16 protein-coding genes are annotated in these 15,305 nt (G+C 30.2%); 9 read left to right on the forward strand and 7 right to left on the reverse strand.

Annotated features, from left to right (window positions below; all coding sequences use genetic code 11):
• Positions 1 to 33 precede the first annotated feature (33 nt).
• The gene (locus MED152_RS07755) at positions 34 to 960 is read right to left on the reverse strand and encodes a PfkB family carbohydrate kinase (RefSeq protein WP_015481310.1); all 927 of its coding nucleotides are present in this window, start codon (positions 958 to 960) and stop codon (positions 34 to 36) included.
• A 74-nt stretch (positions 961 to 1,034) separates the two neighbouring features.
• Between MED152_RS07755 and MED152_RS07760 the strand changes: the two genes are divergently transcribed.
• The 6 genes from MED152_RS07760 (at position 1,035) to MED152_RS07785 (ending at position 5,529) form a co-directional block, all read left to right on the forward strand.
• Positions 1,035 to 1,460: a SufE family protein gene (locus MED152_RS07760; protein WP_015481311.1), complete on the forward strand. Its 426-nt coding sequence runs from the start codon at positions 1,035 to 1,037 to the stop codon at positions 1,458 to 1,460.
• A gap of 11 nt (positions 1,461 to 1,471) precedes the next feature.
• Complete coding sequence (locus tag MED152_RS07765; RefSeq protein WP_015481312.1) at positions 1,472 to 1,792, forward strand: DUF59 domain-containing protein; 321 nt, start codon at positions 1,472 to 1,474, stop codon at positions 1,790 to 1,792.
• Between the two features lie 41 nt (positions 1,793 to 1,833).
• On the forward strand, positions 1,834 to 2,343 hold the full coding sequence (locus tag MED152_RS07770) for a DUF2480 family protein (RefSeq protein WP_015481313.1): 510 nt from the start codon (positions 1,834 to 1,836) through the stop codon (positions 2,341 to 2,343).
• Between the two features lie 50 nt (positions 2,344 to 2,393).
• On the forward strand, positions 2,394 to 3,257 hold the full coding sequence (locus MED152_RS07775) for a DUF3078 domain-containing protein (protein WP_015481314.1): 864 nt from the start codon (positions 2,394 to 2,396) through the stop codon (positions 3,255 to 3,257).
• Positions 3,258 to 3,409: 152 nt separating this feature from the next.
• A complete protein-coding gene (locus MED152_RS07780) occupies positions 3,410 to 4,327 on the forward strand; it encodes a DUF3078 domain-containing protein (RefSeq protein WP_015481315.1) in 918 nt (305 codons plus the stop codon).
• Between the two features lie 86 nt (positions 4,328 to 4,413).
• Entirely contained in the window at positions 4,414 to 5,529 is a 1,116-nt protein-coding gene (locus MED152_RS07785) for a CNNM domain-containing protein (RefSeq protein WP_015481316.1), read from the forward strand.
• A 58-nt stretch (positions 5,530 to 5,587) separates the two neighbouring features.
• On the opposite strand, the gene hflX is transcribed toward MED152_RS07785, so the two are convergent.
• A complete protein-coding gene (hflX, locus tag MED152_RS07790; protein ID WP_041383486.1) occupies positions 5,588 to 6,799 on the reverse strand; it encodes a GTPase HflX in 1,212 nt (403 codons plus the stop codon).
• Between the two features lie 207 nt (positions 6,800 to 7,006).
• The gene (locus tag MED152_RS07795; protein WP_015481318.1) at positions 7,007 to 7,351 is read right to left on the reverse strand and encodes a hypothetical protein; all 345 of its coding nucleotides are present in this window, start codon (positions 7,349 to 7,351) and stop codon (positions 7,007 to 7,009) included.
• Between the two features lie 802 nt (positions 7,352 to 8,153).
• Here MED152_RS07795 and MED152_RS07800 point away from each other — a divergent pair.
• Entirely contained in the window at positions 8,154 to 9,131 is a 978-nt protein-coding gene (locus MED152_RS07800; protein WP_015481319.1) for an endonuclease, read from the forward strand.
• Here the strand turns inward: MED152_RS07800 and MED152_RS07805 are convergent.
• Positions 9,128 to 9,367, reverse strand: a complete 240-nt coding sequence (locus tag MED152_RS07805; protein ID WP_015481320.1) for a hypothetical protein — start codon at positions 9,365 to 9,367, stop codon at positions 9,128 to 9,130. The genes MED152_RS07800 and MED152_RS07805 overlap by 4 nt on opposite strands.
• 119 nt (positions 9,368 to 9,486) lie before the next feature.
• Between MED152_RS07805 and glpQ the strand changes: the two genes are divergently transcribed.
• Positions 9,487 to 10,401, forward strand: a complete 915-nt coding sequence (gene glpQ, locus MED152_RS07810) for a glycerophosphodiester phosphodiesterase (protein WP_238559136.1) — start codon at positions 9,487 to 9,489, stop codon at positions 10,399 to 10,401.
• Between the two features lie 55 nt (positions 10,402 to 10,456).
• On the forward strand, positions 10,457 to 10,990 hold the full coding sequence (locus MED152_RS07815) for a hypothetical protein (protein ID WP_015481322.1): 534 nt from the start codon (positions 10,457 to 10,459) through the stop codon (positions 10,988 to 10,990).
• A gap of 1 nt (position 10,991) precedes the next feature.
• Here the strand turns inward: MED152_RS07815 and MED152_RS07820 are convergent, their stop codons facing one another.
• The 3 genes from MED152_RS07820 to aspS are packed head-to-tail and all read right to left on the reverse strand — an operon-like array spanning position 10,992 to position 15,283.
• Complete coding sequence (locus MED152_RS07820; RefSeq protein WP_015481323.1) at positions 10,992 to 12,767, reverse strand: chloride channel protein; 1,776 nt, start codon at positions 12,765 to 12,767, stop codon at positions 10,992 to 10,994.
• Positions 12,768 to 12,777: 10 nt separating this feature from the next.
• The gene (locus tag MED152_RS07825) at positions 12,778 to 13,485 is read right to left on the reverse strand and encodes a DUF6503 family protein (protein WP_015481324.1); all 708 of its coding nucleotides are present in this window, start codon (positions 13,483 to 13,485) and stop codon (positions 12,778 to 12,780) included.
• Between the two features lie 43 nt (positions 13,486 to 13,528).
• Positions 13,529 to 15,283 carry an aspartate--tRNA ligase gene (aspS, locus tag MED152_RS07830; protein WP_015481325.1) on the reverse strand — a complete coding sequence of 585 codons (1,755 nt, stop codon included), beginning with the start codon at positions 15,281 to 15,283 and terminating at the stop codon, positions 13,529 to 13,531.
• Positions 15,284 to 15,305: the final 22 nt, after the last annotated feature.

Raw genomic sequence — 15,305 nt, forward strand, 5'->3', positions numbered from 1 at the left:
AAAAAATCCGCGTTTTTAGGCGCGGATTTTCATTTATGATAATTCTATATCAAATTGCGTTAACTCTTTAAAAGCTTGCAAGCGATTTTTTACTTCTTCTTTCGTAAGCTCCTGCATTCGTTCTGTACCAAACTTCTCTACACAGAAAGATGCCAAATTAGAACCATAAATTATGGCGTTTTTCATATTCTCAAAAGAAATGTCTTCAGTTTTTGCTAAATAACCACAAAAACCTCCTGCAAATGTATCTCCTGCTCCTGTTGGATCAAAAACCTCTGCTAAAGGCAAAGCTGGTGCAAAAAACATTTTACCTTCATTAAATAATAAAGCTCCATGTTCTCCTTTTTTAATCACCACATATTTAGGACCCATTGTATGAATCTTTTTAGCTGCATTGACTAATGAATATTCACCAGAAAGTTGGCGAGCTTCTTCATCATTAATTGTAACTACATCTACTCTTTTCAGCACTTCATGCAAATCATTTAAAGCAATATCCATCCAAAAATTCATAGTATCTAAAACTACCAATTTTGGTCTTTCGTTCATTTGATCTAAAACAGAAGCCTGCGTTAATGGGTGTAAATTACCCAACATTACAATACCTGAATCTTTAAAGTTTTCTGGAACAACTGGCTGAAAATTTTCTAAAACATTCAATTCTGTAACCAAGGTATCTCTAGAATTCATATCATTATGATATTTACCACTCCAGAAAAACGTTTTTCCTTCTTTAATTATTTCAATACCATCTGTATTAATACCTTTGGTATTCATCATTTCTAAATAACTATCAGGAAAATCTCCCCCAACTACAGAAACAACTCCGGTTTTTACACCAAATTGACTTGCTGCTAAACCTACAAAAGTTCCTGAACCACCAAGAATTTTATCGGTTTTACCAAATGGAGTTTCAATTGCATCAAAAGCTACTGTACCAACTGCTAATAATTTGCTCATTTCTTAAATATAATCAGTAATTTTGCACAACTTGTGTATGCAAGATTATTAAGATGCAAAAATAAGTTTTAAAAATGACTATCAAAGAAATACAAGAAGAAATTATTGATGAGTTTTCGATGTTTGATGATTGGATGGAACGTTATGAATACATCATTGAATTAGGGAAATCTTTACCAATTATTGACGATAAATATAAACTAGATGAGAACCTAATTAAGGGTTGCCAGTCTAAAGTTTGGTTGTATTCTGAGTTAGATGATAACAGTGTAAAATTTACTGCAGATAGCGATGCTATTTTAACTAAAGGAATTGTAGCACTATTGTTAAGAGTTTATTCTGGACAAAAACCAGAAGATATTTTAGTAGCAGAAACTCATTTTATAGATGAAATTGGTTTAAAAGAACACCTTTCACCTACAAGAGCAAATGGTTTAGTTTCTATGTTAAAGCAAATAAAAATGTACGCAATTGCGCAACAAGCAAAATTACAGAATTAAGATTATACAAAATGACAGATAAAGAATTAGAAGAAATAGGAGACAAAATTATTAGAGTTTTAAAAACTATTTACGATCCAGAAATTCCTGTTGACATTTACGAGTTAGGTTTAATTTATGATGTATTTGTTTCTGACGAAAACAATGCTAAGATTTTAATGACGCTTACATCTCCTAACTGCCCAGTTGCAGAGAGTTTACCTGTAGAAATAGAAGACAAAGTAAAATCATTAAAAGAAATAAATGAGTGCGAAGTTGAAATAACTTTCGATCCTACTTGGACTCAAGAAATGATGAGCGAAGAAGCTAAGTTAGAGCTTGGAATGCTATAAACGCTTCAAGAAACAAAAACTCACTCTAAAATTTTAAGAACATGCAAGATGAAATTGTAAATAGAGTTGCCAATAGTAAATTAGTAACCTTTGATTTAGAGGAAATATATCCTGAAGGAGAAAGAATTTTATTTGATATTAAAGATTGGCTTTTTCAAGAATTAATTTTGAAAGAGAGAGATTTTAGAGTTTTGGTAAAGAACCATAATTGGTCTAAATACAAAAAAACATTTGTAGCAGTTACTTGTTCTGTAGATGCTATTATACCTTCTTGGGCTTACATGTTAATTGCAGCAGAACTTGCACCACATGCAAATAAAGTGGTTATCGGAAATTTAGAATTATTAGAAACTGTAATTTACCAAGAGCTTATTGGGTTTTTAGATTTAAGACATCTTGCAGACAAACCTGTAATTATAAAAGGCTGTGCAGATAAACCAATACCACCTTCTGCTTTTGCTTTTTTAATTCAAAAGATTCAACCAATTGCCAAGAGTATTATGTTTGGTGAGGCTTGCTCTACAGTACCTTTGTATAAATCTAAAAATTAATTTTATTTTTTTGTAGATAATCTTACTTTTGCGATCAATCTATCAATAAAGTGAGAAGTTATTTTCTTCTTTTTTTACTTCTTTTTTCGTTCAGTTCTATAGCACAATCAAAGAAAAAAGACACACTGCCAGAACCTAAATGGAAAATTCATGGAAGGTTTGCCTTTGTATTCAATCAATCTTCGTTTTCTAACTGGAGAACTGGTGGTGTAAATACTATAGCAGGAAACCTAAATGTAAATTACGATTTTAACTATAAAAAAAACAACATTAACTGGGATAGCAGATTATTAACCAGCTATGGATTAAGTCATTTAAGTGAACAAGGCTGGAGAAAAACCGATGATAGATTTGAATTCAACACACTATTTGGTTTAAAAACATCAACGTATTGGTTCTTCTCATTTATAGGGAATTTTAGAACTCAATATACCTTAGGTTACGATTACAAACAAGAACCCAAGCAAGCAGTTTCTGACTTTCTTTCTCCTGCCTATTTAACCTTTGGGCCAGGAATGCTCTGGAAAAAGTCTGATAATTTAAGTTTAAATATAGCACCTGCAACTGCAAGATATACTTTGGTAAACGACTTTTTTTCTGGGAAGTTTGGGGTAGAAGAAGGCAGAAATACAGCATTTAGTATTGGGTATAACTTATCAGGCTACTACAAGTTTCAAATTATGGAAAACGTGGTTATGGAAAACATTTTAACCATGTATACAGATTATCTTGCAAACGTAGGAAATATTGATGTTGATTATCAATCAAACATTGGTTTTAAAGTAAATAAACAAATAAAGATGCACCTAACTTTTCAAGCAATCATAGATGATGATTCTTCGAGTAAAATTCAATTTAGGCAATTGTTTGGTTTGGGGGTAAACTACAGTTTTCATGAAAGAGTTAGTTATTAAAACCTAACTTTAATCGAAAAAAACAAGCCAAACTTCTATTTAGGTAATTGATTATCAATCTAAAAAAATAAAGTAAATTGCATTTCATCTAATTTAGATAATTTGAAATTTTAAATTATTTTAATTTTGCCAACTTATAAAAGCCAAATTTCATGAAAAAAATTACACTATTATGTTTATTCGCATTTATGAGCATAACATTACATGCTCAAAATGTAGATGAATTAAAAAAAGAGCTAGCCTCTAAAAAAGACTCCATTTCTAAACTACAAGCTAAAGCCAAAAAAATTCAGAGCAAAATAGATGCTCTTCCAGGTTGGAAAGTTGGTGCATTTGGTACTGTGGGTGCAAGTTTATCTGGATTTAATAATTGGTATGCTAGAAACGCACCCAATGCAGATGCTGCAAATATTGGAATTACCGTAAATGGTTTTGCCAATTTAATTCAAGAGAAATTCTTTTGGAGAAACTCTGGAAACCTTAACTTAGGTTGGGTAAAATTAGATGATAAATCCGTTAGTGGAGACGAAGATTTTGAAACTGCTTCTGATGTATTTACGCTATCATCATTATATGGTAGAAGATTAAACAAAAAATGGGCACTTTCTGCACTTGGAGAATACAGAACTACATTAATTGATAATTTTAATGACCCTGGATATTTAGATTTAGGTGCAGGTTTAACTTGGACACCAACTAGCCATTTAGTGGTAGTAATGCACCCAGGAAACTACAATTTTGTTTTTAGTTCCGGAGACACTGTTTTTGAATCTTCTTTAGGTGCAAAAGTGGTTGCAGATTACACCAATAAGTATGGCGATTTAAGCGTAAAATCTAACTTATCTTTATTCCAAAGCTATAAAGATGGTGATTTATCTAACTGGACTTGGACAAACTCTCTTGGATATACACTTTGGAAAGGAGTAGGTTTAGGTTTTGAAGTAGGTTTAAGAAACAATAAGCAAGAAGCACTTAACAATGCTTTAATAGACAACCCAGCAGAAACATTTGATACTGTAGATAACAAATTACAAACCTATTGGTTGTTTGGTTTAAGCTATGCCTTTTAACAAAAAACATAAATTAATATTCTAAGCCTCAAGAAACTCTTGAGGTTTTTTTATTTTAATTACTTTTGTAACTTAAATTTCTATGGATGACATTATTATTAATTTACGCTACTGTTTCAATTTTTTTCTCTTTTTTATGTTCAATTTTAGAAGCAGTTTTACTAAGTATTACGCCTACTTTTATCAACCTTAAAAAAAGTGAAGGTTTAGAATATGCTGAAGATTTAGAAGTTTTAAAAAAAGATGTAGACAAACCTTTAATTGCTATTTTAACTATTAATACAATCGCACACACTGTAGGTGCAATATTGGTGGGTGTACAAGCAAAAGTAGCTTATGCAGAAATGTATGGTACAACCACTAGAAGTGTTTTTGGCATAGAATTTACAGAAGATGTAATGGTTGGTTTAGTATCTACTATCATGACGATTCTAATCTTAGTAGCATCAGAAATTATACCTAAAACCATAGGAGCCACTTATTGGAAAGGCTTAGCTAATTTTACTTCTAAAGCACTTAAGGTTATGATTTTTCCTTTAAAATACACAGGTATTTTATGGGTATTACAACTTACCACTAAACTTATTGGAGGTAAAGGTCATGGAAGTATTTTAAGTAGAGAAAGCTTTTTGGTAATGACAGAAATGGCTGAAAAAGATGGTGTATTTAAAAAGAATGAAAGTAAAGTAATTAGAAACTTACTAGGTTTTAAAGAGATAAAAGTAAATGATGTAATGACACCTAGAACAGTTATGGAACTTGCAGATGAGAGCGAAACTATTCAGGCTTTTTACGAAGCTCATAAAAATTTACGTTTCTCAAGAATACCTGTTTTTAAAGAAAATCCTGATGAAATTACAGGCTACTTTTTAAAAGATCATTTATTAGAAGCCATTATTAACGGTCAAGGAAATGAGGCTTTATCTACCATAAAAAGAGCTATTTTAATTACAGATAGAGAATTATCGATACCAGATTTGTTTGATAAATTAATTAAAGAAAAAGAACATATTGCACTTGTTGTGGATGAATATGGTTCTGTAAGTGGTTTAGTTTCTCAAGAAGATGTTATTGAAACTTTACTTGGTTTAGAAATTATGGATGAAACTGATTCTGTTGCAGATTTACAAGCCCTTGCAAGAAAATCTTGGGAAAACAGAGCAAAACGAATGGGAATCATAAAGGATGATTTGGAGCAATAACATTCTAAAATAAACACTAAAAAAAATCCTACTACTTTAAAAGTAATAGGATTTTTTTTTATTCCTCTTCTTTGTATTCGTAATACAAAAAGTCATTGTAAGGAAAACGTTGAATATGAATTTTCTTTACTTCTTCATACGTTTTCTCTTTAAAGTCTTCTAGATTTTCTTTGTTTAAAGCAGAAATAAAAATCGATTCTACTTCATTATCATTCATCCATGTTTTTTTCCAATCTTGTAATGTATAATGCTCTTTACCTTTTTCTGTCTCTAAATCGTCTTCTTCTATAGTTTCATGTTGGTAAGCATCAATCTTATTAAAGACCATTAAGGTTGGTTTATCTGCACATTTGATATCTGTTAGAATAGAATTTACAGATGCAATATGATCTTCAAAATTTGGGTGAGATATATCTACAACATGTAACAATAAATCTGCTTCTCTAACTTCGTCTAAAGTAGATTTGAATGACTCTACTAATTGAGTTGGTAATTTTCTAATAAACCCAACAGTATCTGTCATTAAAAAAGGAATGTTTTTAATAACTACTTTACGTACAGTAGTATCTAAAGTTGCAAACAATTTATTTTCTGCAAAAACATCACTTTTACTAACTACATTCATTAAGGTAGATTTACCAACATTGGTATACCCAACCAAAGCAACTCTTACCATTTTACCACGATTCTTTCTTTGAACCGCCATTTGTTTATCAATAGTTTTTAAGCGCTTTTTTAAGAGTGTTATTTTATCACGAATTATACGTCTATCTGTTTCAATCTCTGTTTCTCCTGGTCCACGCATTCCAATACCTCCTTTTTGTTTGTCAAGGTGTGTCCAAAGTCTTGTTAAACGTGGTAAAAGATATTCACTTTGAGCCAATTCTACTTGCGTTTTTGCAGAACTTGTTTGCGCTCTCTGTGCAAAAATATCAAGTATTAAATTGGTTCTATCTAAAATTTTACAATCTAAAATTTTCTCGATATTTCTTAATTGTGCAGGAGATAACTCATCATCAAAAATAGCAGTACCAATCATGTTAGATTGTATGTACGCTTTTACATCTTCTAGTTTACCAGCTCCTAAAAATGTTTTAGGATTTGGTCTTTCCATTTTTTGAACAAAACGTTTTACAACAACACCTCCAGCAGTTTGCGTTAAAAACTCTAGTTCGTCTAAATATTCTGTTGATTTTGTTTCATCTTGCTGTTGTGTAATAACACCTATTAGTACAGCTTTTTCAGAAATGGCTTCTTTTTGATCTATCATAGAAAACAAAGGTAAAAAGAAAGTTGACACCAAATAGAATTTTTGATGTCAACTAGTTTAACAAACTCAATTAACTAAATGAAACTAATATATATTCTTCTTTATCTCACTTTCTAGTATTTACATAATTATGCATTTACTTATTTAAAAACAAAAAGAGCCCCAACATTTGTTGGGGCTCTTTCAACTTAGGGGTATTACTTTAATTTACTCTTTAACAAACTTAATTGGTAAAGTGTATGCTTTCAAGAATTTTACATTCTTTATAGCAGTTCTCTTATAGTTTAACTTAGTTTTAATGTAATTTGCAATATTTTGCTTGTTTGTATTTACAGATAAAACTATAATTTCTCCTTTTCTGTTGATAAGGAATTTTACAGAAGTCTTCTCTTCACTATTGTCTAAAATGTTCTGATAGTCTCCTAATAAATTTTCTATTTTGTTTCTTAATTTGTTATTTACTTCTTCTTTAACTTTATCATCGTTATTATTTGCAAATGATGAAAATACAGTCATTAAAGAAATTACAAGTACAATAGATAGCTTTTTCATTTTTAATAAGGTTTTTTTGTTGGATTTTATTGTTTTAATTAACACTGTAAAAGTACTTTACCATTAAAAACTATATTGAAATTAAAGGTTATAAAAACATATAGTTTTGGTTAGTTTTGACCGATTTTAATTCTCTTAACATTTAGTATACATTGCTGATATTCTGTTAATAAGTACTAAAAAATAGTAGAATTATCAGTAAAAAACCAAAGACTATTTCTAAAAACAAAACATTTATTAAAATCTGATAAAAAATATACAATTACTTAAATTAAACTAACATTAAGCCCTAAAAAATAGTATTGCTTTTTAATTCATTTTTTAACTGAGAAGTGTAATTTTTAATTCGATAAAAAGTAATTTTTAATTTGATGAATAGAAACAAAAAAAACCTCAAGACAAACTGAGGTTTTAATTAATTAATTCAAATATTTTACTTTTTGCTCTTATATGCTGTATTTAGTGGTGGTTGTATGGTTCTGCAAATTTAATTTGATTCTTTTTTACAGACTAAATTTGAATGTTAACAAAACATATATTTTAGGTTAAATTATCAACTATTTTTTATAGCAGATTTTTATTTTATAAAACACAAAAAATCCTCAAATAAATTGAGGATTTCTCAGCTAAAGTAAATCTCGCGCTTTTATACTAATTCTATATTTAGCCTAATTCAAATTCTAATCGTTACAAATTTATATTTTTATATAAAGTAATTCGTTATTTGAAGGTTATGAAAACAAAACCAATAAGTTAGTTTCATGCCTTATAAATTGGTTATTTTTACCTTAAAGTAAATTTTATGTTTCCATCTATACCAGCTATCAAACAAAAAAAAGATATTACAACTATTGCTTTTTACAATGTAGAAAACTTGTTTGACACAGTAGATAACCCAAATACTGCAGATGATGATTACACTCCATCTGGTAAAAAGAAATGGACCATAAATCGTTACAACATCAAAATCAAAAAATTGAGTTCAATTATAGCGCAATTGGGGCTCAATAAATCAAAATACCCGCCTGCAATTGTAGGTTTGGTTGAAGTAGAAAATGCGAAAGTGGTATCAGATTTGGCAAATTCTTCTTATTTAAAAAAACACCATTATGGTTTTGTGCATTATGATTCACCTGATGAAAGAGGTATTGATGTAGCCTTATTGTATAATAAAATTTCATTTGAATTAATAGCTTCTGAAACCTACCCAGTTTTTTTAGAAGATGATGAAGGTGAAAGAGATTATACAAGAGATATTTTAAAAGTTAGTGGCCATTTACATGGAGAATTGGTGCATATTATTGTTACACATTGGTCTTCTAGAAGAGAAGGTGTAGCAGAAACCGAACACAAACGTATTGCTGCTGCAGAAAAAATAAGAGAAATAACAGCTGGAATTCATGCCAAAGAAATGGGCCCTAAAATTATTATTATGGGCGATTTTAATGATGATCCAAAAAGTAAAAGTGTTAAGGAATATTTGGTAAAAGATGATTTTTATAATCCTATGGAAAAAATTTTAAATCCTACTAGTAAAGGTTCTCTAACCTACAATGGAAGCTGGAATTTATTTGATCAAATTATATTCTCTAAAAACTTTTTGGTAGAAGAAAAAGACAAACTGTACTTTAAACATGCAGAAGTTTTTAATAAAAAATGGATGAAAATCTATAAAGGAAAATACAAAGGGAGCCCTTTTAGAACCTATATTGGTCCTTGGTATAAAGGTGGCTTTTCAGATCATTTTCCTGTATATGCTTTTCTAAAAAAGAAATCTTAATTTTTATCTCTATTTTTAAAAGCAGCCATTAATTTCTCGTCTGTAAGTATGTATTTTTTATACTTACCATCTCTATATCTGTAGTAGATAAAAATTGGCATAAATATAAAAGACAAGTAAAACACGCCTAAACCCATTACAATTTCTGCTTTTTCGTGTTCTGTATTTAGTAAAAATGCTCCAACAGACATCCAAACTATAAATATCACAAAAAGAATTTTTAATAATAACTTCATACTGCAAAATTACAAAAGTTCTATCTTTAAAACTTAATATAGTTTAAATGAAATACAATTTATTATTTTTGATTTGTTTGTTGCTAACTGGCTGCAACCAAATCCAAAAGAAAAAAAAATTGAGCAATAAAGTTGTTATAGCACATAGAGGTGCTTCTGGCTATTTACCTGAACATACCTTAGAAGCAAAAGCAATGGCTTATGCAATGCAGGTAGATTTTATAGAACAAGATTTGGTTCTAAGTAAAGATGATGTGCCCATTGTAATACATGATATTTATTTAGATTATGTTACAAACGTAGCCAACAAATTTCCTGATAGAAAAAGAGAAGATAATCGGTTTTATGTGATAGATTTTACATACGATGAATTAAAGTCTTTACAAGTTACAGAACGTTTTGACCCGAAAACTGGTGAGCAGTTCTACCCAAACAGATTTCCAAAATGGAAAGCCAACTTTAAACTACATTCTTTACAAGAAGAAATTGAATTGATACAAGGTTTAAATGCTTCTACAGGAAATAATATTGGAATTTACCCAGAAATTAAAGAACCAAAATTTCATCAAAAAGAAGGCAAAAATCTAACTACAACTGTATTAAATATTTTAGCTGATTATGGTTACAAAACAAAGAATGATAATTGCATTTTGCAATGTTTTGATGCAGAAGAATTAGAACGAATTCGAGTAGATTTAAAATCGGAATTATTTTTAGTTCAGCTTATAGAACACCCTGAAGAAGCAAAACAGTTAGCACATTTTGCAACCTATGCAGATGGAGTTGGGCCTTGGTACAAACAAATATTATCAGAAAAAGTAAACAACAGCTTTCAATTTACAAACTTGGTAAAAGAAGCTCACGAGTTAGGGTTAAAAGTGCATCCATATACATTTAGAGCAGATGCTTTAGCCGAGTTTTCATCTTTTGATGAAATGCTAAAAACCCTTTTAATAGATGCTAATGTAGATGGTGCTTTTACAGATTTTCCTGATAAAGTTATTGATTTTCTTAAAAAAGAAAATGAGCGTTAACAATTGCAACTTTTATGAATTTCATTTTGTATTTTTATTATAAATATGCTCTAAAATGGATTTAGAAAATTACAGAATACAACACACCAACAACACTCTAGAGGTTTATGATAAAAACATCTTAAAATTTTCTTCTGCCTGGTATTCTGGTTTTGGTAAATTTCATACAGATGTTTTTAACGCCAATCAGCAAACAATATATGTTGTAACCAAACAATTTCAATTTTGGAAATGGAGAATGGTATATCAGATTAAAAAAAACGATACTGTTTTATCAGAATTAATTTCTAAAAATAATAAGAAAACAATTTTTGCAATAGATGTAAACGAAATTACCTATCAAATTAAAATTCACTTTCAAGATAGGTTGTCTATTTTTAAAAACGGAATTAAAATTGCTGAGTTTAATGAAGCTTGTACCAAAGAAGATTTTGCAGGTAAAGTAAAATTACTAATGCTTGATAAAAATGATTTAGAAATAGCTTTTTTACTTTATTCTTGCTTAAAAATCGGCGAGCAAAACAGGTCTAGTAAATCTATTATTGCTAGTCAAAAGCAACTAGAGCCTAATGAAGATCCTTGGAGTTAAATTAACTTGTTACTTCTATCAGCTTATTTCTATACGCAGTTAGTAATTTAGATTTAGATATAAAACCTACGTATTTATCGCCTTGAACTACAGGTAAATTCCAAGCATCACTAGTTTTAAATTTCTTCATAATTTCTGTCACAGAATCTTCATAGAAAATAATTTCTGGTGCAGCTTTCATTAAAGTTTCTACTGTAACATTATTATACATTTCTGTATCAAACATAAATGGTCTTATATCATCTAATAATACAATTCCTAAAAAAACTTTATCTGCATTGGTTACAGGAAAAATGTTTCTAGTAGATTTTGCTACTGCAGATTTAAGCATATCTCCTAACAACATTTCTGGATGAATGGTTTTAAAGTTATCTTCAATTAATCGATCAATCTTCATCATCATCATTACATTCTTATCCTTATTATGTGTAATCAATTCACCTCTTTTAGCCAATTCTGTAGTGTAAATAGAGTTCGCTATAAAGTATTTGGTAAACGCAAAACTAATGGCTGCAACTAACATTAAAGGCACAAACAAATCATAGCCTCCAGTTATTTCTGCAATTAAAAAAATAGCGGTTAAAGGTGCATGCAAAACTCCAGCCATTAAACCAGTCATGCCAATTAAGGTAAAATTAGATTCGGATACATTGCCACCTAAAGCATTTATAATTTTTGCAAATACATTGCCTAAAGAAGCTCCCATAAATAAAGTCGGAATAAAAATACCTCCAACTCCACCAGCTGCAAATGTGGTTGTCATTGCAATGGCTTTAAACAATGCTATTAGAATTAGAAATGCAATAACAATCCAAATATTTGTTAAATCTACTTTATAAGGTAATGTTGCTAGGGCATCTGCTGTATTTCCATTCAATAAATTATTAATTAAACCATATCCTTCACCATATAATGGTGGTATAAAGTAGAGCATAATTCCAATGGCTATTCCACCAAGAATTAACCTGTGAATTGGTTTCTTAAAATGATTAAAAAACTTGGTAATTCTAAAATAGATTTTAGAAAAATATACAGAAGCAACTCCTGTACCTAAACCTAAAATAATATAGTAGAGAACATCTTTAATCTCAAATGCATCAATAAGCTGAAAACCAAAAAGCGCGTCTTTTTCAAAGAAAAAATAAGAGGTAATTACTGCAGAAACAGAAGCCAATAATAAAGGTACCAGAGATGCAAAAGCCAAATCTAAACTAAATATTTCTACAGCAAAAACAATTGCTGCAACTGGTGCTTTAAACATAGAAGACATTGCACCAGCTGTTGCACAACCAATGAGTAACATTCTTGTTTTTGCACTCATGTGAAATAACTGAGCAACATAAGAACCTAAGGCAGCACCTGTACTCACTGCTGGGCCTTGCAAACCTGCAGAACCACCAAAACCAACTGTAATTGGAGCAGTAATTAAAGAAGCATACATCTTGTATTTATCTATAATTCCGTTTTTTTTAGAAACTGCATGCAATGTTGTTGGTATACCATGCCCAATTTCTTTTTTTATGATTTTCCTTTTGATGTAATACACCAAAATCAAACCAATAATTGGAAAAATAAAGTACAAAGAATAATGAAAATCTTTAATGAACTTACCCTCTAATAAATTCTCAAAAAAAAAGGTTAGGTTCTTTAATACAGCAGTACCTAAACCTGCCAATAAACCAACTAAAACACTAAGAACATAAATAAATTGTCTTTCAGAAATAAACTGATACCTCCAAAGTAAAATTTGTTTTAGATATTTATTTTTAGTGGGCATTAAAAATGAACTATTTGGTTTTAGATAGAATATCTGTACCTAGATAATTATTGTCTTTATTATAATACCAAGCTCTTACTTTTGGCATTTTAATAGCATTAATGGTTTCTATACCAGATAACAAAATATATTCTCCACTATCTTTAGTATCCTTAAAAAACTGATATACTTCCATAGCAAACGTTTCTGGATTAAAATAAAAATACCAAGTGTCTTTACCCACTTCTTTATTATAAGTAACTTTTAATACCAAGTAATCTTTTCCTTTAAACTGACGTTTTTCTACTTTTTGATGTATGATTGTTCCATCATCTTTTAACTTCATAGGTAAGCCATATAAATAGGTATAATAATTTTTATACAACTCAGCTCGTTCACAATTTAAACTATACTTCTTCTTTAGGTCTGCAGATAAATCTTGTTTCCCATTTAAACTAAAACTACAATTCTCTTTATCAACTATAAACTCTGTAATAATTGTATCTCTTTTAGCAAGTACAGAAAAATACTGATTGGGCAAATCTATATTTATTTTACTTTTTCGATCTGCATTTTTAGGAGTTTCCATGGTTACAAACAATTCTCCTTTAAAAGTATTCCAATTTCCATTTGGATCATGAAACTGAATTGCTTTTTCCAATAATTCATCTCCTGTCATAGTTTGCGAAAACCCAGATACAGCAATGAATAATAGTAAAAGTGTGGTTAATTTTTTCATATTTTAAATGTAATAAAAAATCCTGCAAAAGCAGGATTTTAATTTATTCTTGAATATCGAGTTTTAAACTCAATTCTTGCAGTTGCTCATCATCTATAAAGGCAGGTGCATCTATCATTACATCTCTACCAGAATTGTTTTTTGGGAAAGCTATAAAATCTCGAATGGTTTCTTGGCCTCCTAAAATGGCAACCAATCTATCTAAACCAAAAGCCAAACCTCCATGAGGTGGTGCTCCATACTCAAAAGCATCCATTAAGAAACCAAATTGTGCTTTCGCTTCTTCTTCAGAAAACCCTAAGTGTTTTAGCATGGTTGCTTGTGTGGCTTTATCATGTATTCTAATAGAACCTCCACCAATTTCATTTCCATTCAACACTAAATCATAAGCATTTGCTTTCACTTCTCCTGGTTTAGAATCTAACAATTCTAATTGACCTGGTTTTGGTGAGGTAAAAGGGTGATGCATTGCATGGTAATGACCTGTTTCTTCATCTAACTCTAATAAAGGGAAATCAATTACCCAAAGAGGAGCAAATACTTTAGGATCTCTCAACCCTAAACGTTCTGCTAATTCCATACGTAAAGCAGACATTTGTGCTCTTACTTTATTGGTTTCACCAGATAAAACACAAACTAAATCTCCAGGTTTTGCACCTGTAACTTCAACCCATTTTGCTAAATCTTCTTGATTGTAAAATTTATCTACAGAAGACTTAAATGAACCATCTTCGTTAACTCTACAATAAATCATTCCAAGAGCACCAACTTGAGGTCTTTTTACCCACTTTATAATGTTGTCTATTTCTTTTCTTGTGTAAGCATTCCCTCCAGGTACAGCAATACCAATTACTAATTCAGCATCATTAAAAACCTTAAAATCTTTATGTTGCGTAACTGCATTTAACTCGCCAAATTCCATTCCAAAACGAATGTCTGGCTTGTCATTACCATACAAACGCATGGCATCATCAAACAACATTCTTGGAAACTTATCTACTTCAACTCCATTAATTTCTTTTAATAAATGACGTGTTAATCCTTCGAAAATATTTAGAATATCTTCTTGCTCTACAAAAGCCATTTCACAGTCTATTTGGGTAAATTCTGGCTGTCTGTCTGCACGCAAATCTTCGTCTCTAAAACATTTTACAATCTGAAAATATTTATCCATTCCACCAACCATCAACAATTGTTTAAAGGTTTGAGGCGATTGTGGTAAAGCATAAAATTGACCTTCGTTCATTCTAGAAGGTACCACAAAATCTCTTGCGCCTTCTGGAGTAGATTTAATTAAATACGGAGTTTCTACTTCTATAAATTCTTGATCAGACAAGTATTTACGAACTTCCATAGTTACTTTATGACGAAAAATTAAGCTGTCTTTAACAGGGTTTCTTCTAATATCTAAGTATCTATATTTCATTCTTATGTCCTCTCCTCCATCAGTTTTATCTTCAATTGTAAAAGGTGGTAGTTTAGCTTCGTTTAAAATTTCTAGTTCAGTAACCAAAACCTCAACTTCACCAGTAGCTAACCTATCATTTTTAGATTCTCTTTCAATAACAGTACCTTTCACTTGAATTACAAATTCTCTACCCAAAGACTTTGCTTTTTCTATAATGTCTTTAGATGTACGTTCCTCATCAAAAATTAACTGTGTAATTCCATATCTATCTCGCAAATCTACCCAAACCATAAAACCTTTGTCTCTAGATTTTTGAACCCAACCTGCTAGTGTAACTTCTGTGTTAATGTGTGATGCTCTTAAGGCACCACAAGAATGACTTCTGTACATTTCTTATTGAAAATTTTCTTTC

Origin of the sequence: Polaribacter sp. MED152, assembly GCF_000152945.2 — a bacterium.
In the GTDB taxonomy this organism is placed as follows: domain Bacteria; phylum Bacteroidota; class Bacteroidia; order Flavobacteriales; family Flavobacteriaceae; genus Polaribacter.